The sequence below is a fragment of the Pseudomonas sp. GL_117 genome (assembly GCF_057835125.1).
On record NZ_CM174418.1, the window covers coordinates 724151 to 745603 of the forward strand.

The 21453-nt window shown below is 62.2% G+C and carries 16 protein-coding genes; 3 read left to right on the top strand and 13 right to left on the bottom strand.

The window, feature by feature from the left end:
- Positions 1–160: 160 nt before the first annotated feature.
- Entirely contained in the window at positions 161–940 is a 780-nt protein-coding gene (locus tag AC3ISR_RS03060; RefSeq protein ID WP_192300197.1) for a hypothetical protein, read from the top strand.
- On the opposite strand, the gene AC3ISR_RS03065 is transcribed toward AC3ISR_RS03060, so the two are convergent.
- The 13 genes from AC3ISR_RS03065 to AC3ISR_RS03125 form a co-directional block, all read right to left on the bottom strand.
- On the bottom strand, positions 937–1533 hold the full coding sequence (locus tag AC3ISR_RS03065) for a MarC family protein (RefSeq protein WP_003171467.1): 597 nt from the start codon (positions 1531–1533) through the stop codon (positions 937–939). The two genes, AC3ISR_RS03060 and AC3ISR_RS03065, sit on opposite strands and share 4 nt — an antisense overlap.
- 1856 nt (positions 1534–3389) lie before the next feature.
- Positions 3390–6161: a hybrid sensor histidine kinase/response regulator gene (locus tag AC3ISR_RS03070; RefSeq protein WP_192300196.1), complete on the bottom strand. Its 2772-nt coding sequence runs from the start codon at positions 6159–6161 to the stop codon at positions 3390–3392.
- A gap of 104 nt (positions 6162–6265) precedes the next feature.
- A complete protein-coding gene (gene purD, locus AC3ISR_RS03075) occupies positions 6266–7558 on the bottom strand; it encodes a phosphoribosylamine--glycine ligase (RefSeq protein ID WP_192300195.1) in 1293 nt (430 codons plus the stop codon).
- A gap of 166 nt (positions 7559–7724) precedes the next feature.
- Positions 7725–9332, bottom strand: coding sequence for a bifunctional phosphoribosylaminoimidazolecarboxamide formyltransferase/IMP cyclohydrolase (purH, locus tag AC3ISR_RS03080; protein WP_192300194.1), 1608 nt, complete (start codon positions 9330–9332; stop codon positions 7725–7727).
- 82 nt (positions 9333–9414) lie between these two features.
- Positions 9415–9735 (bottom strand): DNA-binding transcriptional regulator Fis, encoded by a 321-nt coding sequence (fis, locus tag AC3ISR_RS03085; RefSeq protein ID WP_002555375.1) that lies wholly within the window; start codon positions 9733–9735, stop codon positions 9415–9417.
- Positions 9732–10745, bottom strand: coding sequence for a tRNA dihydrouridine synthase DusB (gene dusB / locus AC3ISR_RS03090; protein WP_192300193.1), 1014 nt, complete (start codon positions 10743–10745; stop codon positions 9732–9734). Before dusB ends, fis begins: the two co-directional genes overlap by 4 nt.
- Positions 10746–10930: 185 nt before the next feature.
- Complete coding sequence (locus tag AC3ISR_RS03095) at positions 10931–12172, bottom strand: DUF3426 domain-containing protein (RefSeq protein WP_192300192.1); 1242 nt, start codon at positions 12170–12172, stop codon at positions 10931–10933.
- Between the two features lie 30 nt (positions 12173–12202).
- Positions 12203–13081, bottom strand: coding sequence for a 50S ribosomal protein L11 methyltransferase (gene prmA / locus AC3ISR_RS03100; RefSeq protein WP_226455671.1), 879 nt, complete (start codon positions 13079–13081; stop codon positions 12203–12205).
- 263 nt (positions 13082–13344) lie between these two features.
- Entirely contained in the window at positions 13345–14706 is a 1362-nt protein-coding gene (gene accC, locus AC3ISR_RS03105; RefSeq protein ID WP_010213490.1) for an acetyl-CoA carboxylase biotin carboxylase subunit, read from the bottom strand.
- A gap of 17 nt (positions 14707–14723) precedes the next feature.
- Complete coding sequence (gene accB / locus AC3ISR_RS03110) at positions 14724–15188, bottom strand: acetyl-CoA carboxylase biotin carboxyl carrier protein (RefSeq protein WP_192300190.1); 465 nt, start codon at positions 15186–15188, stop codon at positions 14724–14726.
- 24 nt (positions 15189–15212) lie between these two features.
- The gene (gene aroQ / locus AC3ISR_RS03115; protein ID WP_017738538.1) at positions 15213–15668 is read right to left on the bottom strand and encodes a type II 3-dehydroquinate dehydratase; all 456 of its coding nucleotides are present in this window, start codon (positions 15666–15668) and stop codon (positions 15213–15215) included.
- 175 nt (positions 15669–15843) lie between these two features.
- The gene (locus tag AC3ISR_RS03120) at positions 15844–17805 is read right to left on the bottom strand and encodes a methyl-accepting chemotaxis protein (protein ID WP_192300189.1); all 1962 of its coding nucleotides are present in this window, start codon (positions 17803–17805) and stop codon (positions 15844–15846) included.
- Between the two features lie 53 nt (positions 17806–17858).
- The gene (locus tag AC3ISR_RS03125; protein WP_489324576.1) at positions 17859–19529 is read right to left on the bottom strand and encodes a GGDEF domain-containing response regulator; all 1671 of its coding nucleotides are present in this window, start codon (positions 19527–19529) and stop codon (positions 17859–17861) included.
- 300 nt (positions 19530–19829) lie between these two features.
- On the opposite strand from AC3ISR_RS03125, the gene AC3ISR_RS03130 reads away from it, so the two are divergent.
- Together AC3ISR_RS03130 and AC3ISR_RS03135 are read left to right on the top strand one after the other, a co-directional pair.
- The gene (locus AC3ISR_RS03130) at positions 19830–20897 is read left to right on the top strand and encodes a DUF2333 family protein (protein ID WP_192300187.1); all 1068 of its coding nucleotides are present in this window, start codon (positions 19830–19832) and stop codon (positions 20895–20897) included.
- 2 nt (positions 20898–20899) lie between these two features.
- Positions 20900–21436 carry an NUDIX hydrolase gene (locus AC3ISR_RS03135; RefSeq protein ID WP_463984722.1) on the top strand — a complete coding sequence of 179 codons (537 nt, stop codon included), beginning with the start codon at positions 20900–20902 and terminating at the stop codon, positions 21434–21436.
- The last annotated feature ends 17 nt before the right edge of the window (positions 21437–21453 follow it).

The window sequence follows — 21453 nt, forward strand, 5'->3', positions numbered from 1 at the left end:
TTTTCTTTTTTTGCGCGCTGAAATCCGCAAGGCCCGCGCGGTTGCTGGACGCTGGGGGCTGGCACGCCCGGCCAAGGCATGTTTGTCGCCTGGCAAGCCCGCCAGCCGCTGGACTAGTGTGCAGGTAAGCCCCATGTGGGGTGTTTGTGGAGAACTGGAAATGGAGCGACATCAAAGAAGGATCAACAGTACCAAGAGGCGTAAATTGATCGCCGCCTACAAGCTGCCGGGGGCTTCGGGATTGAATGCCGCGCTGCCGGTGGATACGGCGGATGACTGCAATGCGGCGGTGGTGAACAACGGCGTGATTTCGTTCGTCGAGGGCATGTCGGCGTTGAATCGTGAGTACATCCGCAAAAGCTATTTGCTGGCCAGCAGTTACGTCAGCGATGTGTTGAAGGTCCAGCGCGGCACCGAGGGCTGGTACGACGAATTTATCAAGGTGATGATCAGCCTGGGCTGGCTGCCGTTGCGTAGCAGCTTTGAGCGGGTTTCCAGCAGCGGCAAGGGCCTGACGGTGCAACTGGCGGCATTGAATATGATCGCGGCGATGCTGGCCTCGACGTCACTGGTCGGGCCGGCGTTCGCGGCGTTGCCTAAGTTGGCGGCGGATGCGCTGGAGGCCTTGAAACAGGCGCCAGCGTCGTTCGAGCTGTTCAAGCGCAACAGCACCATGCAGCAAGGGGGGGATTTCGGCCTGGCGTCCTGTGCGCAAACCGATGGCGAAGTGACGATGGTGCTGGTGACCTACAGCACCCTCGGCGTGAGCAAGCAGGTCGGCCTGCCGTTCCTGGAGTGGGACAGTTCCTCGTCCGAGGCCTTCAGCGGGCAGACGTGTCTGGTGCTGAATACCTCGGTGGTCAACGAAAAAACCATCCAACTGATGCGCGAGAGCGCGGGTGACAAGGTGCAGCTGGCAATCGCCAAGTACCGGATCTAAGGCACCAGGTAGCCGCGTACCCCGGTAAAGATGATTTGCGCGGCCAGGGCGCAGACGAACAGGCCCATCAAGCGGCTGACAATCTGCAAGCCCTGGTCGCCAAGAATCCGCTCGATGCGGTTGGACAGGTAGAGCACCACGCCCACCGTGAGGCTGGCCAGGGCGATGCTGAGGATGGCGGTGAGTTTGTCGTCCCAGTGCGGCTGGCTGACGCCCATCACCAGCAGCGCACCGATGGTGCCGGGGCCGACGGTCAGGGGAATGGTCAGCGGCACGATGGTGACGTCCTGCTGCACGTTGTCGGTCTGCACCGCCGACTTGCCTTGGGCCATGCCCAGGGCCGAGATGAACAGCACACTGCCGGCGCCGATGCGGAACGCATCCACAGTGATCCCGAACACACTGAAAATCACGCGGCCGAACAGGTAGAGCAACACGCTCGACACCAGGGTCGCCAGCGCGACCTTCCACGCCAGGCGTCGGCGCTCCTTGCTGGAGTAACCACGGGTCAGGCTGATAAAGCAGGACAGCACGAAGAACGGGCTGTAGAGCACCAGCATTTTCAGGTAGACGCTGAATAACACGTGGAGCATGTGAGTGGCTCGCGATGAGAGAAGTGTGTCGAGTCTATCAGGCGCCAGAGATCAAATGTGGGAGCGGGCTTGCTGGGCTGTCAGCGCTCGGCTGGAGATCGCCCAGACACTGCCAACTCCCTGTGGGAGTTGTCGAGCTTTAGCGAGGCTGCGAAGGCGGTGGTACTGCTGGTAGAGAGGTTGCCTGAGCCACCGCTTTCGCGGGCAAGCCCGCTCCCACAGGTGATTGGTGTTGATGGATGGTGAGTGTTCGGCTGGAGATCGCCCAGGCACTGCCAATCCCCTGTGGGAGCTGTCGAGCTTTAGCGAGGCTGCGAAGGCGGTGGTACTGCTGGTAGAGAGGTTGCCTGAGCCACCGCTTTCGCGGGCAAGCCCGCTCCCACAGTTGATTGGTGTTGATGGATGGTGAGTGTTCGGCTGGAGATTGCCCAGGCACTGCCAACTCCCTGTGGGAGTTGTCGAGCTTTAGCGAGGCTGCGAAGGCGGTGGTACTGCTGGTAGAGAGGTTGCCTGAGCCACCGCTTTCGCGGGCAAGCCCGCTCCCACAGGTGATTGGTGTTGATGGATGGTGAGTGTTCGGCTGGAGATCGCCCAGGCACTGCCAATCCCCTGTGGGAGCTGTCGAGCTTTAGCGAGGCTGCGAAGGCGGTGGTACTGCTGGTAGAGAGGTTGCCTGAGCCACCGCTTTCGCGGGCAAGCCCGCTCCCACAGTTGATTGGTGTTGATGGATGGTGAGTGTTCGGCTGGAGATTGCCCAGGCACTGCCAACTCCCTGTGGGAGTTGTCGAGCTTTAGCGAGGCTGCGAAGGCGGTGGTACTGCTGGTAGAGAGGTTGCCTGAGCCACCGCTTTCGCGGGCAAGCCCGCTCCCACAGTTGATTGGGGTTGCTGGGGAGTGAGTGTTTGGCTGGAGATCGCCCAGGCACTGCCAATCCCTTGTGGGAGCTGTCGAGCTTTAGCGAGGCTGCGAAGGCGGCGGTACTGCTGGTAGAGGAGTTGGCTGAACTACCGCTTTCGCGGGCAAGCCCGCTCCCACAGGTGATTGGGGTTGCTGGGCTGTCAGTGTTCGGCTGGAGATTGCCCAGGCACTGCCAATCCCCTGTGGGAGTTGTCGAGCTTTAGCGAGGCTGCGAAGGCGGCGGTACTGCTGGTAGAGGAGTTGGCTGAACTACCGCTTTCGCGGGCAAGCCCGCTCCCACAGGTGATTGGGGTTGCTGGGCTGTCAGTGTTCGGCTGGAGATTGCCCAGGCACTGCCAATCCCCTGTGGGAGCTGTCGAGCTTTAGCGAGGCTGCGAAGGCGGCGGTACTGTTGGCAGAGGTGTTGGCTGAACCACCGCTTTCGCGGGCAAGCCCGCTCCCACAGTTGATTGGGGTTGCTGGGCTGTCAGTGTTCGGCTGGAGATTATCCAGGCACTGCCAATCCCTTGTGGGAGCTGTCGAGCTTTAGCGAGGCTGCGAAGGCGGCGGCACTGCTGGTAGAGAGGTTGCCTGAGCCACCGCTTTCGCGGGCAAGCCCGCTCCCACAGTTGATTGGGGTTGCTGGGCTGTCAGTGTTCGGCTGGAGATCGCCCAGGCACTGCCAATCCCTTGTGGGAGTTGTCGAGCTTTAGCGAGGCTGCGAAGGCGGCGGTACTGTTGGCAGAGGTGTTGGCTGAACCACCGCATTCGCGGGCAAGCCCGCTCCCACAGGTGATTGGGGTTGCTGGGGAGTGAGTGTTTGGCTGGAGATTGCCCAGGCACTGCCAATCCCCTGTTGGAGTTGTCGAGCTTTAGCGAGGCTGCGAAGGCGGCGGTACTGCTGGTGAAGATGTTGTCCCTCCACCATGGAATCTCCCACAGGGGAACTGCATTGCAGGTCAGGAGGGGGCGTGTTCCGGGCGTTGCTGGCGCTGTGCAACCCAGTACTCCACCAGCTCGCGCAACTGCGACAGTTCCACCGGCTTGGCCATGTGCCCGTCCATCCCGGCTTGGCGCGCGCGCTCTTTGTGTTCGGAGAGGATGTGTGCGGTCAGCGCCACCACCGGCGTGCGGATGCGCTGGTGGCTGACTTCCCACGCGCGCAGTTGCTGGGTCGCCGAGAAGCCATCGAGGATCGGCATTTCGCAGTCCATCAACACCAAGTCATAACGCTGAGCTTTCATCGCTTCCAGGGCTTCTTCGCCGTTGCTGGCGGTGTCCGGGTTGAGGTTGAGTTTGCCGAGCATGCCGCGGATCACTTTGGTGGAGATGCTGTTGTCTTCGGCCACCAGGATGCGGAAGTCGGCGGGCACGGTCACGGCGGCCGGTGCACTTGGCGTCGGGCGTGATTGCACGGTGCCTTTGCTGCGTTGGGTCAGTTCGTCGGCCAGGGTGGTCTTGAGGGTGTAGCCCGCCACTGGCTTGGCGAGGATGCGCTTGATCCCGCAATTGCGCGCGATGATTTTGCTCGGCGCATTGCTGATGCCGGTGAGCATGATCAGCAGGATGTCGTGGTTCAGGCTCGGGTCTTCCTTGATCTTCGCCGCCAGTTGCATGCCGGTCATGCCGGGCATGTTCTGGTCCAGCAGAACCACGTCGAAGTAGTCGCGCAGGTGCGCTTTGGTGCGCAGCAGCGCCAGGGCTTCCTTGCCCGAAGGCACGGCACTGACGTTGAGGCCCCAGGCCGTGCATTGCTGCACCAACACTTTGCGGCAGGTGTCGTTGTCGTCCACCACCAGAACGCGCGCGCCCTTGAGCGGGCCGTCTAGGTCGGACGTCGGGTGTTCCAGGCGTTCCGGGTCCAGCGGCAGGGTCAGCCACAGGGTGCTGCCCTGGTGGCTGCCGCTCTTGATGCCGAACTCGCCGTTCATCAACAGGATCAGTTGGCGGGCGATGACCAGGCCCAGGTGGCCGCTCAAGCGGGTGGCCGAGAGGAAATTCTTGCTGTGCAGTTCGCTGTGCAGCAGCGCGTCGCGTTCGGCCGCTTCCATCGGCAGGCCGCTGTCTTGCACGGCGATGCGCAGGCGCGGCTTGGTGCTGCGTTCATCGAGGGCGACGACGATCAGCACTTCGCCTTCATCGGTCTTTTGCAGGGCGTTTTCCAGCAGGCTCAACAGCGCCTGGCGCAGGCGGGTCGGGTCGCCACTGATGACGCGTGGCACCTGAGGCTGGATAAAGCTGATCAGCTCGACGTTCTGTTGTTCGGCCTTGGCGCGGAAGATGCTCAGGCAGTCGTCGATCAATGCGTTGAGGTCGAACTGCACGTCGTCCAGTTCGATCTGCCCGGATTCGAGCTTGGAGATGTCGAGGATCTCGTTGATCAGCGTGAGCAGTTCGTTGCCGGCGCTGTGGATGGTCTGTACGTAGTCCCGCTGTTTCACCGACAACGGCGTGCCCAGCAACAGCTCGGTCATGCCCAGCACGCCGTTCATGGGGGTACGGATTTCGTGGCTGATCTTCGCCAGGAACTCGGCCTTGGCCGCGATTTCGGCGTTGCTCGCAGCAAGGTCGCGGCTGAGGCTGAAGCGGGTTTCGACAATGGCGCGCTGGCGTTCACCCAGCGCAAGGCTCATCAACAAGCCGCTGATGCAGATAAAGGCGAGCAGGGTGATGATCAAGCCTTGCGGCGCCAGCAGCGTGAGGCCGAGCAGGGCGGGCAGGATGATCAGCGTACCCGTGTTGAATACCACCATCGCCGCCACGAACAGGCGCGCCGGGCGGTAGCCTTTCTGCCAGTGATAGGCCGAGACAAACAGCATGCTCAACCCGGCGAGGGCGACCAGGGCGTAGGTGATGATGTTCAGTGGCAGGGTGTTGACGAATAACAGCAGCAGGCCGCACAGCACGATAAACAGGATGTCGGCCATCAGCAGCTTGTTCAGCGGGTGCGGGCCCAGCGGCATGAAGAAGCGGTAGGCAAACATCAGCCCGCACGGCGCGGTGAGCAGCAGGGCGAGGTAGGCGCCTGGTGTCTGGATCGCGTGCCAGTTTGGCAGCCAGGGGCCGACCACATTGAGCAGCAACGCCAGGCTCAGCATCAACAGCACTTCGCAGGCGGCCAGCCATAGGCTGCTGCGCGAGCGGTGGTAGGCAAAGCGCGTGAGGTTGTGCAGGATCAGCATCAGCAGGCAGCCGAACAACAGGCCGTAGATCAGCGTCTGGGTCTGGTTGGCGGCGACGAGGACGGCCGGCTCCAGGGTGATGTACGGGCGCAGCTCGTGTTCCGAGACCATGCGCAGGTACACATCAAGGGTTTTCTGGCTCTGGGGCATCGCCAGCATGAAATCGCTGCTGGGCAGTGGGCGCTCGGCCTGGGGCTGGCGCGTGCCGGTGCTCTGTTGTTCCACCAGGGTGTCGCCGTCCAGTACGTAGAGGCTCAGGTGGGACAGGTCCGGGGCAAACACCCGCAGCACTTGTTCGTGCGCGCCGGGTTGCAGCTTGAAGCGTACCCACAACGCACCGTCGGGCGGCGCAGCCGTGATCCGGTCGAGTTCGATGGGGCTGAATTGATTGGTGTAGCGGGCTGAACGGATGTCGCTCAGTTGCAGGTCGGCCTGTTCATCAAGCAATACTGCCCAACCACTGCCTTGCGCCGCGGCCTGGGCCGGGAACAAGCAGAGCAGTGTCAGCAGACTGACTGTGAAACCTATGGCGATCCTGAGCCAGCGCACGGCGAAATCCCTTCGTAGGTTGATGCACGGGTTAACTATGCGCGGGGCGACATGTGTACGGCAAGGGCCGCGGGCCCTTGCCTAACCGAACGGATAGCTACGACTCAGTTGCTCTCGCCACGTTCACGGGCAATCGCGCGATAGCCGATGTCCGTGCGGTAGAAGCAGCCTTTCCAGTCGATCTTCGCGGCCAGCTTGTACGCCTGTTGTTGCGCGGCGTCGACACTGGCACCCATTGCGGTGGCACACAGCACGCGGCCACCTGCGGTTACAACCTTGCCATCCTTGAGCGCGGTGCCCGCATGAAACACCTTGCCCTCCAGCGTAGCAGCTGCGTCCAGGCCTTCAATCACATCGCCCTTGGCGTAGTCGGCAGGGTAACCGCCGGCGGCCAGTACGACACCGACGCTTGGGCGTGGGTCCCACTGTGCTTCAACCTTGTCCAGGGCCTGGGCGAGGGCGGCTTCTACCAACAACACCAGGCTCGACTGCAGGCGCAGCATCACTGGTTGGGTTTCCGGGTCGCCAAAGCGGCAGTTGAACTCGATGACTTTCGGGTTGCCGGCCTTGTCGATCATCAGGCCGGCATACAGGAAGCCGGTGTACACGTTGCCTTCGGCGGCCATGCCGCGCACGGTTGGCCAGATGACCAGGTCCATCACGCGCTGGTGCACGTCGGCGGTCACTACCGGGGCCGGGGAGTAAGCACCCATGCCGCCGGTGTTCGGGCCGCTGTCGCCGTCGCCGACGCGCTTGTGGTCCTGGCTGGTGGCCATCGGCAGCACGTTCTTGCCGTCGACCATCACGATGAAGCTGGCTTCTTCGCCGTCGAGGAACTCTTCGATCACCACGCGGGAACCGGCGTCGCCGAACGCGTTGCCGGCGAGCATGTCGCGCACGGCGTCTTCGGCTTCTTGCAGGGTCATGGCGACGATCACGCCTTTACCGGCGGCCAGGCCGTCGGCCTTGATCACGATCGGTGCGCCTTTTTCACGCAGGTAAGCCAGGGCCGGCTCGATCTCGGTGAAGTTCTGGTAGTCGGCGGTCGGGATCTTGTGGCGTGCCAGGAAGTCCTTGGTGAACGCCTTGGAGCCTTCCAGCTGGGCTGCACCGGCGGTAGGGCCGAAGCAGTCCAGGCCACGGCTGCGGAACAGGTCCACGACGCCGGCAACCAGGGGGACTTCCGGACCGACGATGGTCAGGGACACGTTCTTTTCAGCAAAATCGGCCAGTTGCTCAAGGGCCAGCACGTCGATAGCGACGTTTTCGCACTTGGCTTCAATGGCGGTGCCGGCGTTGCCGGGTGCGACGAAAACCTTCTGGACGCGTGGGTCCTGGGCTACTTTCCAGGCCAGGGCGTGTTCACGGCCACCGCTGCCAATGATCAAAACATTCATTTCAAAAACCTCAAATTCTGTGGACGCTGCAGAAGCGCCTTTAAATGTGGGAGCGGGCTTGCTCGCGAAAGCAGTGTGTCAGTCGCAGGATATGTAGCTGATACACCGCATTCGCGAGCAAGCCCGCTCCCACACAAGCCCGCTCTCACATCTCTATCGAGTTGGATCAGTGACGGAAGTGGCGCATGCCGGTAAAGACCATGGCGATGCCGGCTTCATCAGCCGCAGCGATCACTTCGGCATCGCGCATCGAGCCACCCGGTTGAATCACGGCGGTGACGCCCGCTTTCGCGGCGTTGTCCAGGCCGTCACGGAACGGGAAGAACGCGTCGGATGCCATCACCGAACCGACCACCTGCAAACCAGCGTGTTCAGCCTTGATCGCAGCGATACGCGCCGAGTTCACGCGGCTCATCTGGCCGGCGCCGACACCGATGGTCTGGCGGTTCTTGGCGTAGACGATGGCGTTGGACTTGACGTACTTGGCCACTTTCCAGGCGAAGATCAGGTCGTTGATCTCTTGCTCGGTTGGCGCGCGCTTGGTCACGACTTTCAGGTCGTCGCTGCCGATCATGCCGATGTCGCGGCTCTGTACCAGCAGGCCGCCGTTGACGCGCTTGTAGTCCCAGGCCGCAGCGCGGTCAGCCGACCACTCGCCGCAGGCCAGCAGGCGCACGTTGGCTTTGGCCGCCACGATGGCGCGGGCCTCATCGCTGACGGATGGAGCGATGATCACTTCCACGAACTGACGCTCGACGATCGCCTTGGCGGTCTCGGCATCCAGTTCACGGTTGAAGGCGATGATGCCGCCAAATGCCGATTCGGTGTCGGTGGCGTAGGCCAGTTCGTAGGCCTGGCGGATACCGCCTTCAGCGTCCGGGCTCACGGCCACGCCGCACGGGTTGGCGTGCTTGACGATCACGCAGGCGGGCTTGACGAAGCTCTTCACACATTCCAGCGCGGCGTCGGTATCGGCCACGTTGTTGTAGGACAGTTCCTTGCCTTGCAGCTGGGTCGCGGTGGCGATGCCGACTTCGGCAGGCTTGGCTTCCACGTAGAACGCCGCGCTCTGGTGCGGGTTCTCGCCGTAGCGCATTTCCTGGGCCTTGATGAACTGGCTGTTGAAGGTGCGCGGGAATTGGCTGCGGCCTTCGGTCGACAGGGTTTCAGCGGCCTGGTCAACCGTGCCCATGTAGTTGGCGATCATGCCGTCGTAGGCTGCCGTGTGTTCGAACGCCTTGAGCATCAGGTCGAAACGCTGGGCGTAGGTCAGGCCACCGGCTTTCAGGCTTTCGAGCACTTGGCTGTAGTCGCTGGCGTTGACCACGATGGCCACGTCTTTGTGGTTCTTGGCCGCCGAACGCACCATGGTCGGGCCGCCGATATCGATGTTTTCGATGGCGGTCGGCAGGTCGCAGCCTGGCTTGTTGATGGTGGCTTCGAACGGGTACAGGTTGACGGCTACCAGGTCGATCGGCTTGATGCCGTGCTCGGCCATGATGGCGTCGTCGGTGCCGCGACGGCCAAGGATGCCGCCGTGGATTTTCGGGTGCAGGGTCTTGACCCGACCGTCCATCATTTCTGCGAAACCGGTGTAGTCCGCAACTTCTACTGCGGCCACGCCGTTGTCCTGCAGCAGTTTGAAGGTCCCGCCCGTGGAGAGGATTTCCACGCCCAGGGCTTCCAGCTCCCGGGCAAATTCGAGGATGCCGGTCTTGTCGGAAACGCTGATCAAGGCGCGGCGGATCGGCAGGCGGGTAGTCTGGTCGGTCATTTCAATTTCCATCAAAAGCAAAGGAGTCAGCAAAAAAGGCGGCCGTTTTTTACGCGGGCGCCTTTCTGGTTTGATTGAATGCTTACAACAAATCGTACTGCTTGAGCTTTTTGCGCAAGGTGCCACGGTTGAGGCCGAGCAGCTCACTGGCTTTGGTCTGGTTGCCCTTGACGTAGTTCATCACGCTTTCGAGCAAGGGCGCTTCGACTTCGGAGAGCACCAGGTTGTACACGTCCGTGACGGATGCGCCCTCAAGGTGGGCGAAATAATTGTGCAGCGCCTTCTCGACACTACCGCGAAGGGTCTGGCCTTCTTCGCTCGGCGTGTTCAGGTGCTGTTTCAAATTGACGTTGTCGCTCACGGGTGTCGTTCCACTCACTAAAGTCTCGGTCATCATCGTCATGCGGCCACCCCCTCTCCGTCCCCTGTCCCCAGGCTCTTGTAACGCTCGCCGAAGAACTCACGAACGTTGGCGCACTGTGCTTCCGTATCATCCAAACGATTGAAGTGGGCGCGAAACTCCCTGGCGCCCGGCAGGGTTGCGAGATACCAGCCGACATGCTTGCGAGCAATGCGTACTCCCATCACGTCTCCGTAGAAGGCGTGCAGGGCGGCCAGATGCTCTAGCAGAATACGTTCCACCTCGATCAGCTCCGGTGCCGGCAAGACTTCGCCGGTACGCAGAAAATGGTCGATCTCACGGAAAATCCAGGGCCGCCCCTGGGCGGCCCGGCCAATCAACAAGCCGTCGGCGCCAGTGGCGTGCAACACGCGCCGGGCTTTCTCGGCTGAATCGATGTCGCCATTGGCAAATACCGGTATCGACACCGCCTGCTTGATCGCGGCAATGGTGTCGTACTCGGCTTCACCTGTGTAAAGGTCGGCGCGGGTGCGGCCATGCACCGCCAGCGCTGTAATTCCTGCCTGTTCGGCGATTTTCGCCACCGTCAGGCCGTTCTTGTTCTCCCGGTCCCAACCGGTACGGATCTTCAGCGTCACCGGCACCTCGACTGCGGCGACAACGGCCTGCAGGATCTCGGCAACCAATTGCTCATCTTTCAACAGCGCGGAACCGGCGGCCTTGTTGCAGACCTTCTTGGCCGGGCAGCCCATGTTGATGTCGATGATCTGCGCCCCCAACTCCACGTTGGCCCGGGCCGCATCCGCCAGCATCTGTGCATCCCCACCGGCGATCTGTACCGAGCGGGGCTCGGGATCACCTTCGTGGATCATGCGCATCCGCGATTTGCGGGTGTTCCACAAGCTCATGTCGCTGGTGACCATTTCCGAGACTACTAGACCCGCGCCCAAACGCTTGCACAGCTGACGAAAGGGCTGGTCGGTGACGCCCGCCATCGGGGCGAGAATCAAACCGTTGTGCAATGTATATGGGCCGATGCGTACCGCCGACATAGGACTTCCCTGTTGTGGGGCCGGATCATTAGAGTTCGAAAAAGGGTTGGCATGATACCCGCTCTCGATGACTGGATAAAGGCTGAATTGGATAAAATCTGAACAGTTATTTGTTTATCGCCGCCGGTTTGGATGTGCGGGGTCCAGTCAAGAATCCGCCGTCAAACCTCAATACATAGGCCGATTCACTCGGGCGAGTGGAAGCTCAGGCTGTAATTCACGGCTTTGTTGCCCGGGTCGAGGATGTCCAGGGAGATGTGGATCGGCGTCTGCGAAGGCATTTCGCTGACACCGGCCAATTCGCCGCTGAGGTATTCGGCGGGTTTGAAGCGACGACTGGCGATCAGGTTGCCGTTGAGGTCGGCAAAGCGCAGTTCCAGCAAGGGGAAGGGCTGGGAGAAGGTCGCGCGGTTATAGATGATGGCATCGACCACCAGCGCCCCGGCAAACTCTGGGTGGCTGCGCACCACCAGGTTGCTGCTCTTGATGTGGGCAATGTCGACCCGTGATGGCACGGTGCAGCCGAGTGTCGGGCACAGTTGCTGGAACCACGGGCGGTAGGCGTCCTGGCGGGCCAGGTCGTCGAACTGGTAGGCGATGTACTGGGCGGCGAGGCCGCCGGCGGCGATCAGCACCAGCAAGATCCAGATCAGGCGGCTGCCCAGGCTGGCCGGGCGTTTTTGCGCGTAGAGGTGCAGCGGGTCGTCTTCCAGGTCCTGAAGCACGTCGTCGTGCACGCCGGCTTCGGTGCGCGGGCGCTTGCGGCGGGTGCCGAGACGTTCTTCGGCTTCCGCCTGGCCGGCGGCATGGGTCAGCGGCGTGAACGGCGGGTCGATGTCGTCCTCGTCCGGCGGCGCGTGCAGTGGCGGCTCGTCATCCAGGTCGTCGGTGTGGAACGACATCGACGGTTCGGTGCGCTGCTTGGTCGCAGGTGCGTTCGTCGGTTCGGCGTCGTCTTCTTCAGCCGGCAGGCGTTCTTGCGGCGGTTCGCTGAACAGGCTGGCGGCCCACTTTTCTTCCTCGGCCTTGATGGTGTCGCGGCTGGCGCTGAGGGGTTCGTCTTTTTGCCGACGATCGCTGCCGGGTTGGCGGCGATCCGCGCCCAGCGGCTGGGTGTGCTGAATCTCGCGGCGTTCCAGCTTGGCCAGTTCCTGGTCCAGGTCCAGGTTGTCCAGGTCCAGCTCTTCTGCGCTCCATTGCTTCTGGCTGATGGCGCGCGGGGCCGCGGGGGCCGGCTCGACGCTGGCCGGTTGCTCGGCTTGCGAGGCGGCCGCGGCTGCGCGCTGCTCCAGCAACTGGCGCACCGCGTTGAACACTTGCAGGCACGAGCCGCAACGCACCACGCCGCGGGCCACACTCAATTGAGCGTGGTTGACGCGAAAACGCGATTGGCAATGCGGGCACTGGGTGACGAAACTGTCGGTCATGCGGCCATCCGATTCAGGCAAGCGCTCATTCTAGCGCCGACGGCCGCTGATGCGTACCCAGCCATCACGGTTGGCGATGGGGTCCAGCTCGAAATCCTGGGCATAGGCGGCGGCAACATCTTCACCTTGCTCGGCCAGGATGCCCGACAGGGCCAGGCGGCCACCGGGCCTGACCAGGCTCGACAGCTGCGGCGCCAGCGACACCAGCGGCCCGGCGAGGATATTGGCGACCAGTACGTCGGCCTGCACCTGGGGCAATTGCTCCGGCAGGTAGAGGGGGAATTTGCCTTCAGCGATGTTGTTGCGCCCGGCGTTGTCGCGGGAGGCTTCCAGGGCTTGCACGTCGATATCGGTGCCGACGGCCTCCTTGGCGCCCAGCAACAGGGCAGCGATCGCCAGAATCCCCGAGCCGCAGCCGAAGTCCAGCACATTGCAGTCGTGCAGGTCCTGGCCGTCCAGCCATTCCAGGCACAGTGCGGTGGTGGGGTGGGTGCCGGTGCCGAATGCGAGGCCCGGGTCCAGCAGCAGGTTCACGGCGTCAGGTTCTGGCGCGGCGTGCCAGCTCGGTACGATCCACAGGCGCTGGCCGAAACGCATCGGCTGGAAGTTGTCCATCCAGCTGCGTTCCCAGTCCTGGTCTTCGATGACTTCGCTGTGATGCTCCGGCAGCGGTGCGCCGGTGAGCAGTTCCATATGGGCTAGCACGCTGGCGGCATCGGTGCCGTCTTCGAACAGGGCGAGCAGATGGGTGTGCGACCACAGCGGGGTGGTGTTGAGTTCGGGTTCGAAGATCGGCTGGTCTTCGGCGTCCATGAAGGTGACCGAAACGGCGCCGACTTCGAGGAACGCGTCTTCATAGGTTTCGGCTTGTTCTGGGCTGATGGCGAGACGGACTTGCAGCCAAGGCATGGCGGGCACCTTTGAAAAAATTGAATGTGCGACGGGTGGGTCGCGAAAGGGCGCAAGTTTACGCGAGCGGCGGGAGGGGTGTACACATAACAAATGTGGGAGCGGGCTTGCTCGCGAATGCGGTGGGTCAGTGGATAATATCTTGGCTGATGCACCGCATTCGCGAGCAAGCCCGCTCCCACAGGGGGAATGTATCCCGCCAGTAAAATCCGGGGGCCAGAAACAACAAAACCGCCCGAAGGCGGCTTTGTCGGGTGGAGCGCTTACTGGTTGGCCAGCTTGTGTTCCAGGTAGTGAATGTTCACACCACCTTCGCAGAAGCCTTCATCGCGGACCAGGTCCCGGTGCAACGGGATGTTGGTCTTGATGCCGTCAACCACGATCTCGTCCAGGGCGTTGCGCATGCGGGCCATGGCCTCGTCGCGGGTCGCGCCCCAGGTGATCAGCTTGCCGATCAGCGAGTCGTAGTTGGACGGAACCTTGTAGCCGCTGTACAGGTGCGAATCCACACGTACGCCGTTGCCGCCGGGCGCGTGGAAATGCTTGACCAGGCCAGGGCTTGGGATAAAGGTTTTCGGGTCTTCGGCGTTGATGCGGCACTCCAGGGAGTGGCCGTGCATCTTCACGTCGTCCTGGGTGAAGGACAGCGGGTTGCCGGCGGCGATGCTCAGCATCTCCTTGACGATGTCGATACCGGTGACCATCTCCGAAACCGGGTGCTCTACTTGCACGCGAGTGTTCATCTCGATGAAGTAGAAACGGCCGTTCTCGTAGAGGAACTCAAAGGTACCCGCGCCACGGTAGTTGATGTCGATGCACGCCTTGACGCAACGAGCCAGTACTTCCTGACGCGCTTTTTCGTCCAGGCCCGGTGCCGGTGCTTCTTCCAGTACCTTCTGGTGACGACGTTGCAGCGAGCAATCGCGGTCGCCCAGGTGGATGGCGTGGCCTTGGCCGTCGGAGAGTACTTGCACTTCCACGTGACGTGGGTTGGTCAGGTACTTTTCCAGGTAGACCATCGGGTTGCCAAACCAGGCACCCGCTTCGGAGCGGGTCTGCTTGGCCGCTTCGATCAGGTCTTCTTCCTTGTGCACCACGCGCATGCCGCGACCACCACCGCCACCGGCGGCCTTGATGATCACCGGGTAGCCGACTTCGCGACCAATGCGCAGCGCGGTTTCTTCGTCTTCCGGCAGCGGGCCGTCGGAACCGGGAACGGTTGGCACGCCGGCTGCGATCATGGCGTCCTTGGCAGAAACCTTGTCACCCATCAGGCGAATGGTTTCGGCTTTCGGGCCGATGAAGGCGAAGCCGGATTTTTCCACCTGTTCGGCGAAATCGGCGTTTTCCGCGAGGAAGCCGTAGCCTGGGTGGATGCCATCAGCGCCGGTCACTTCCGCGGCAGCGATGATGTTCGAGACCTTCAGGTACGAGTTCGTGGCCAGTGGCGGGCCGATGCAGATGCTTTCGTCCGCCAGTTTCACGTGCATCAATTCGGTGTCAGCCGTCGAGTAAACAGCGACGGTCTTGATGCCCTCTTCCTTACAGGCGCGCAGGATACGCAGCGCGATCTCGCCGCGGTTGGCGATCAGGACTTTTTGCAGTTTCTTCGCAGGTTTCAACATCGAAGGCGCTCCGCGGTTCAAACGATGGTGAACAGCGGCTGGTCGTACTCAACCGGCTGACCGTTTTCTACCAGGATGGATTCGATGACGCCGGCTTTTTCAGCGGTGATGTGGTTCATCATCTTCATCGCTTCAACGATGCAGATGGTGTCGCCCACTTTCACGGTCTGGCCCACTTCAACGAAGGCTGGCGAGGTTGGCGCCGGGGTGCGGTAGAAAGTACCGACCATTGGCGACTTGACCACGAAACCGTTCAGCACTGGAGCGGCTGGCGCTGCAGGAGCGGCGGCGGCAGCGGCTGGCGCAGCAGCAGGAGCGGCGGCTGGAGCCGGTGCTTGCATTTGCGGGGCGTAGAACTGTTGGGCCGGGGTCTTGCTGTGGCGGCTGATCCGTACGGACTCTTCGCCTTCCTTGATTTCCAGCTCGTCGATGCCGGACTCTTCCAGCAGCTCGATCAGTTTCTTAACTTTACGGATATCCATGAATCATCAACTCCCAAGGGTCGGTCAGGGGCGCTTGGCCGGTTGTTCAATGTGTTCCAGGGCGGCCTCCAGGGCCAGTCGGTAACCGCTGGCGCCAAGGCCGCAGATCACTCCTACCGCTACGTCGGAGAAGTAAGAGTGATGGCGGAAAGCTTCGCGTTTGTGCACGTTGGACAAATGCACTTCGATGAATGGGATGCTCACCGCCAGCAGCGCGTCACGTAATGCAACACTTGTATGCGTAAAAGCGGCGGGATTGATCAGGATAAAGTCCACGCCTTCGCCGCGCGCGGCATGGATGCGATCAATCAATTCATACTCGGCATTGCTTTGCAGGTAGAGCAGATGGTGGCCGGCTTCACGGGCCCTGCGTTCCAGATCGAGGTTGATCTGTTCCAGGGTGACTGCCCCGTAGACGCCCGGTTCGCGGGTGCCGAGCAGGTTCAGGTTGGGTCCGTGTAGAACCAGAAAGGTCGCCATCGGCTGTTCCTTGTTATTGATGTGGGTACGGCAGAACCCGGCGACTATGCCGCAAAGCCTTTGTGACTGTCCAGTTCTATGCAGTAGGCAGCACGATTAGCGAGGATAGCGCAAAATTTGTGACTGCGAGGCTGGATCCGGTCAGTGTGGGAGCGGCATCCAGGCTCAGACCGGGTTAAACGCGGAAAGCCTGGACAGCGGTGTTGAGCTGCCCGCCGAGTACCAGCAGATGCTCGCCCTGGCTGCGGCCCTGGCCGATGCGCAGCAAATTGTCCTCACCCAATTGGTGAATCCGCTCGCTGTTGTCACGGATTTCGCTGACCGCGCTGCTCTGCTGCGCGGTCACATCGGCAATGCGCACTGCTGTGGCGGAAATGGTCTGGATCGCCCCGACGATTTCATCCAGCGCGCCGTCGGCCGCCTGGGCCTGCTGGGCGGTGGCTTCGGCGTGTTCGACCTGGGCGCGCATGCCTTGCACCGATTGGTGCGCAGCGGCTTGCAGGCCGGCGATCAGGGTCTGGATTTCGGCGGTGGCGCCGGCGGTGCGCTGCGCCAGGGAGCGCACTTCGTCGGCGACCACGGCAAACCCACGTCCGGCTTCACCGGCCCGGGCGGCCTCAATTGCCGCGTTGAGCGCGAGCAGGTTGGTCTGGTCGGCAATCGAGCGGATCACCGTCAGCACGCCGCCGATGGTCGCGGACTCTTCAGCGAGTTTCTCGATCATCTGCGCATTTTGCTGCACTTCACCCACCAGCGCATGTAGCCCGGTCAGGCTCAGGCCGATCACCCGTTGGCCCTGTTCCACCGCGTCACCGGCGCTGCGGCTGGCCCCCGCGGCCTGGCTGGCGTCGCCGGCGACTTGTTGAATGGTCGCTTCGAGTTCGCCCAGGGAGTCGCGGATCTGCGCGGTGTCGCCGGCCTGGCGCTCGGCGCCGTCATGCAGGCCGCTGCTCAGTTCGGCCAATGCACGGCTGCTGCCGGCGACTTCCTCGGCATTGCCGCGAATGGTGCCGACCAACGCCACCAAATAGGCGCGCAGGCGGTTCAGCGACGCTTCAATATCGTGCAGTTCGCGGTTGGTCTTGCCCAAGGCAATCGACTGGCTGAAGTCGCCTTCGGCCCAGGTCGACAGGGCCGGTGCCAGGTTGGTCAGGACTCGCGCCAAGCGGCGTTGCAGGGTGTCGATCAGCAATGCGATCAGCAGGATCAGACCGATCATCACGCCTTGCATCACCCGCACTTCGCCCTGGATCTTGCCGTGCTGCGCGCGCACCACCGGCTCCAGGCTGGCGATGGCTTGTTGCACGGCGTTGATTTTCAGGTGAGTGGCGTTGGCCAGGTCGGCCCGCTGCTGGATCTGCTCGCGAGTGCGCTTGAGTTCGGCGGGGTAGCGGGTCAGCAAGCTGTTGAGTTCGCGCTTGAGGTCGACGCCGGTGTCCTGGGCTTCGGTTTTTTCGCTGTTTTCCAGGCCCATCAGGGCGGAGAAATCGTCGGCGCTGGATTCGGCGCTGGCCGTCACGCCCAGCAGCGGCAGTTGCTCCAGCAGGTCCGCCTGGCTGCGGATGTTGCCGACTTCGCGCTCCACATCAGCGGCGAGTTCCGCACGGCCGCTGCTCACCAGCTTGTCGCGGGCCAGGGACAGTTTGCCCAGGTGTTGCGACGCGGCCAGCAGCGGCGGCAGGTAGCGCGCGGCCTGGGGGGAATTCACGCCGATGGCGTATTGGCTCAGTTGCTCCAGGTTCGCGCCCAATTCGCGCTCGGCTTGCAGCAGCAGGGCTTGCGGGTCGCCGGCCAGCTTGCCGGCAGCGAGCAGGTCGGTCTTGCTGAAGGCGTCCAGGTCCACAAGGCTCGGGCGCAGGTTTTGCGCGAGGTCGGCAGGCAGTTCATCCAGATGTTGCAGCAGGTTTTCCAGGCTCTGGCTGGCGCTGCTCAAACGCAGGGCGTCGCCGCTGGCGAGGTAGTCGTCGATATTGCGCGCGGCCTGGTTCTGGAAGGTCTGGGACAGGCCCAGGTAGCGTTCCATCAGCAAATACGGACGCTCCAGTGCCCGCTGCGACCACCAGAGTGTCGCCCCGAGCGCCAGGCACACGGCCACGAGCAGAAGGGTATTGAGATTGGTCAGCAGCTTCAGGCGCATGCGGGATTTCAACCGACAGCAAAAGGTAAGTGCCTGAAGTTATTGCGCTTTCATTACAAGGTTATGACGGAATCAGTGGATTCCGGTGAAAAGGTGGCACTTTGCTTTGATGTGCGCGCCGCTTGTACTCGGTTGCGTCCGGCGTTCTTCGCGCGGTACAGCGCCTCGTCGGCCTGGGCCGCCATCATCAGGCTGTCGGAACCGTCGCACAGCTCCACAACCCCTGCGCTGAAGGTGCACCACAAGTCCTGCGGCTGGGCCGGGTAGTGAATTTCGGCAAAGCGCCCACGGATTTCGTCCAGCACCTTGCAGGCCGATTCCAGGTCGGTGTCGGGCATCACGATGGCGAATTCCTCGCCGCCGTAGCGCCCGATGTAGTCGGTCTTGCGCAGGCGCTGCTTGAGAAACAGCGCCAGGCTCTTGATCACGCGGTCGCCCATGGGGTGGCCGTGGCTGTCGTTGACCCGCTTGAAGTGGTCAATGTCGAGCATGGCAAAGCTCAGCGGCTTGTTCTCGCGGCGCGCACGGAAGCTGCAGTCTTCGAGCAATTGCAGGATGTGGGTGTGGTTGTACAGGCCGGTCAGGCTGTCGCGCACCATGCGCGCCTTGAGGTGGCGGGCGCGGGCGGCGCGGTTGCGCACGGTGGTGATCAGGTGGCGCGGCTTGATCGGCTTGGTCAGGAAGTCGTCGCCGCCCTCGCTCATCGCGTCCAGCTGTTTGTCCAGGTCGTCTTCGGCCGACAGGTAGATGATCGGCACGCTGACATAGCGGTCGTTATGGCGGATCACCTTGGCCAGTTCGGTGCCGGTGCAGGCGGGCATGTACATGTCGAGGATGATCAGGTCGGGCTGGAAGTCCGCCAGCTCGGCCATGGCCTGGATCGGCTCGATCAAGGTGCGGGTGACGATGCCGGCACTGTTGAGCAGGCGTTCGGTGTGCAGGGCCTGGGCGCGCGAGTCGTCGATGATCAGCACTTTATACGGCTCGTACTGGGCGACGCAGGTGAGCACTTCGATCTTCTCCAGCAGGCTGGAGGCTTCCAGGGTGCCGGTGAGGAACTCCTGGCCACCGGCGCGCACGGCGGCGAGACGGGTCGGGGTGTCGGTTTCGTGCAGGCTGAAAAACAGCAGTGGCAGTTTTTGCTCCAGGCCTTCCTGGGCTTCGGCGGCCAGCTTGAGGCCCATGCCTGCGCCGCAAAAGTCCACGTCTATGACGATGGCCGACGGCAAGCGCTCGGCCATCGACGCTCGGAACGCCGGCACGCTGTCCAGGGACTGCGCGCTCATGCCAAAAAATTCCAGCTGCTTGGCCAGGCGCTCGGCGCGGTCGTGATCGGCGAGCATCACGTAGATCGGCTTGCGCATCGGTGGCAGGAAGGTTTGTTCGAGCTGGTCGCCCTGGCGCAGCCCGGTGCGCGACAGGCGCTGCATCAGGCGATTGAGTTCGGTGATCAGGTGGCTGCTGAGGCGGCCACGGTTTTCGTCGACCTGCTTGAGCGATTCGCCGATATGCCGCGCCAACTGGCCGTGCTCCGGCTGCTCGAAACGCTCGGCAAAACGCTGCAGGCGCAGGTTGGCTTCGCTGAGTTCGGAGAGGTCAGCGTTGGACCATTCACTGCGTTGCAGGCGCTGCCAGATCTCAAGAATTTGACGTGCCTGATGAATTACCCGCTGGGCAAAATGGTGCTTGAGACGCTCACGGCTGGGGTCTTCTGGCTCGGTCATATCCTGACTACTAGTAAGGCTGCATGCTGAGGTCGAACTGATGGCTCTATGCTAGCACCTCTTTTCTGTTGCATGAGTGTCATACGTCAATTAACTGCGAGACTTACGCATTCAATTTTCGACTCATCGGTCGCGCAGCGTAAAAAGCGTGCATCCTTTATAGTCGAACGCCCCGTATGCGCCACTTTCGTTTAAAAGCCCCGCGCTGACGGGCACGATGGGGTAGGGTTGTGGTCGGAGTGTTTGAACGCACCCGGACAATAGACGTGCATGAACTCAAGTGATTGAAAGGATCCCGCCATGCTGGACTGGAAAAACCGCGCAGACAGTACCAAAGGCCCCGCCCCCGAACCCAAGTCGGCCAACCGCAGCTACTTTCGCAGCCTGCTGATGAGCCGCGCCGTGCTCAGCCTGCTGGGCTTGTACCTGTTGGTCACGGGTGCCCTGGGGTGGTATTGGAGCGCAGAGCCGGCGCTGTTCCCGGTCCAGCAAAATGCGCAGATTGCCGCCGAGAAGGAAGGCAAGCAGATGGTGGTGGGCTATACCACTGTCGAAACCCTCAAGACCGTGGTCGGCACTTTGCTGGACAAACCCGGTGGCTATATCTCCAACGACCGTTTCCCGCCTGGCCTGTGGATGGACAACATGCCCAGCTGGGAATACGGCGTGCTGGTCCAGGTGCGTGACCTGACCCGCGCCCTGCGTAAAGATTTCGCGCGTTCCCAGTCGCAGTCGGCCGAAGACGCGGACCTGGCCAAGGCCGAACCGCGCTTCAACTTCGACAACAAGAGCTGGGTGCTGCCTTCCAGCGAGTCCGAATACCAGGAAGGCATCAACTCCCTGAGCCGCTATGAAGCGCGCCTGTCCGACCCGAACCAGCGCGGCGCCTTGTTCTATGCACGTGCCGACAACCTGAACAACTGGCTGGGTGACGTGGCGACCCGCCTGGGTTCGCTGTCGCAGCGCCTGTCGGCCAGCGTCGGCCGGGTGAAACTGAACACCGCGCTGAAAACCGAAGCCCTGGCACCGGGTGAAGTGCCGCAGGTCGATGAAGAAGTGGTGGAAACCCCATGGATGCAGATCGACAACGTGTTCTATGAAGCCCGTGGCCAGGCCTGGGCGCTGTCCCACCTGCTGCGCGCCATCGAGGTCGACTTTGCCGATGTACTGGCCAAGAAAAACGCCACGGTCAGCGTGCGCCAGATCATCCGTGAGCTGGAAGCCTCGCAGGAACCGGTCTGGAGTCCTATGATTCTTAACGGCAGTGGCTTCGGTGTACTGGCGAACCATTCGCTGGTGATGGCCAACTACATTTCCCGGGCCAACGCTGCAGTGATCGACTTGCGTCAGCTCCTCAACCAGGGTTGATGATGGACGCTACTCAAAACGAGGCCGCACACCGTGCGGCCTCTGATGCTGAACTGATCTGCTGGGTTGACGAAGAGGACAGGCTCCTCGGTCACCTGGTCAGGTCCGACCTGCGCCAGCGCGGTCTTATCGGCCGTTGCACCTTCATTTTCCTGTTCAATTCCAAGGGCGAGCTGTGTGTGCATCGACGCACACTGAGCAAAGCCTTGTACCCCGGTTTCTGGGATACGGCGGCGGGTGGGATGGTCGCGGCGGGGGAGAGCTACGCCGATTCGGCGGCCCGCGAGCTGGAAGAAGAACTCGGTGTGGCCGGGGTAGCACTGGTCGAGCATGATCACTTCTATTTCGCCGACGGCGACAGCCGGCTCTGGTGCAAGTCCTACTCTGCCGTGTGGGACGGGTCGCTGCGTTTGCAGCCCGAAGAGGTCATGGAAGCGCACTTTCTGCCCCTCGACGTTATCCTTCAGGAAGCTGAACAAAAGCCCTATTGCCCGGACGCCCAGGAGGGCCTGCGTCGCTATCTGGCCCTGCGTCGCTAAACTTGCATAAATTGGCG

Bases quoted from the DNA above. Each gene is read 5' to 3' on its own strand.
- prmA (WP_226455671.1), bottom strand. From the start codon at position 13,081: ATGCCTTGGCTGCAAGTCCGTCTCGCCATCAGCCCAGAACAAGCCGAA.
- AC3ISR_RS03130 (WP_192300187.1), top strand. From the start codon at position 19,830: ATGCTGGACTGGAAAAACCGCGCAGACAGTACCAAAGGCCCCGCCCCC.
- purH (WP_192300194.1), bottom strand. From the start codon at position 9,332: ATGACCGACCAGACTACCCGCCTGCCGATCCGCCGCGCCTTGATCAGC.
- purD (WP_192300195.1), bottom strand. From the start codon at position 7,558: ATGAATGTTTTGATCATTGGCAGCGGTGGCCGTGAACACGCCCTGGCC.
- accC (WP_010213490.1), bottom strand. From the start codon at position 14,706: ATGTTGAAACCTGCGAAGAAACTGCAAAAAGTCCTGATCGCCAACCGC.
- AC3ISR_RS03060 (WP_192300197.1), top strand. From the start codon at position 161: ATGGAGCGACATCAAAGAAGGATCAACAGTACCAAGAGGCGTAAATTG.
- accB (WP_192300190.1), bottom strand. From the start codon at position 15,188: ATGGATATCCGTAAAGTTAAGAAACTGATCGAGCTGCTGGAAGAGTCC.
- dusB (WP_192300193.1), bottom strand. From the start codon at position 10,745: ATGTCGGCGGTACGCATCGGCCCATATACATTGCACAACGGTTTGATT.
- AC3ISR_RS03125 (WP_489324576.1), bottom strand. From the start codon at position 19,529: ATGACCGAGCCAGAAGACCCCAGCCGTGAGCGTCTCAAGCACCATTTT.
- AC3ISR_RS03095 (WP_192300192.1), bottom strand. From the start codon at position 12,172: ATGACCGACAGTTTCGTCACCCAGTGCCCGCATTGCCAATCGCGTTTT.
- aroQ (WP_017738538.1), bottom strand. From the start codon at position 15,668: ATGGCGACCTTTCTGGTTCTACACGGACCCAACCTGAACCTGCTCGGC.
- AC3ISR_RS03120 (WP_192300189.1), bottom strand. From the start codon at position 17,805: ATGCGCCTGAAGCTGCTGACCAATCTCAATACCCTTCTGCTCGTGGCC.
- AC3ISR_RS03135 (WP_463984722.1), top strand. From the start codon at position 20,900: ATGGACGCTACTCAAAACGAGGCCGCACACCGTGCGGCCTCTGATGCT.
- AC3ISR_RS03065 (WP_003171467.1), bottom strand. From the start codon at position 1,533: ATGCTCCACGTGTTATTCAGCGTCTACCTGAAAATGCTGGTGCTCTAC.
- fis (WP_002555375.1), bottom strand. From the start codon at position 9,735: ATGACGATGATGACCGAGACTTTAGTGAGTGGAACGACACCCGTGAGC.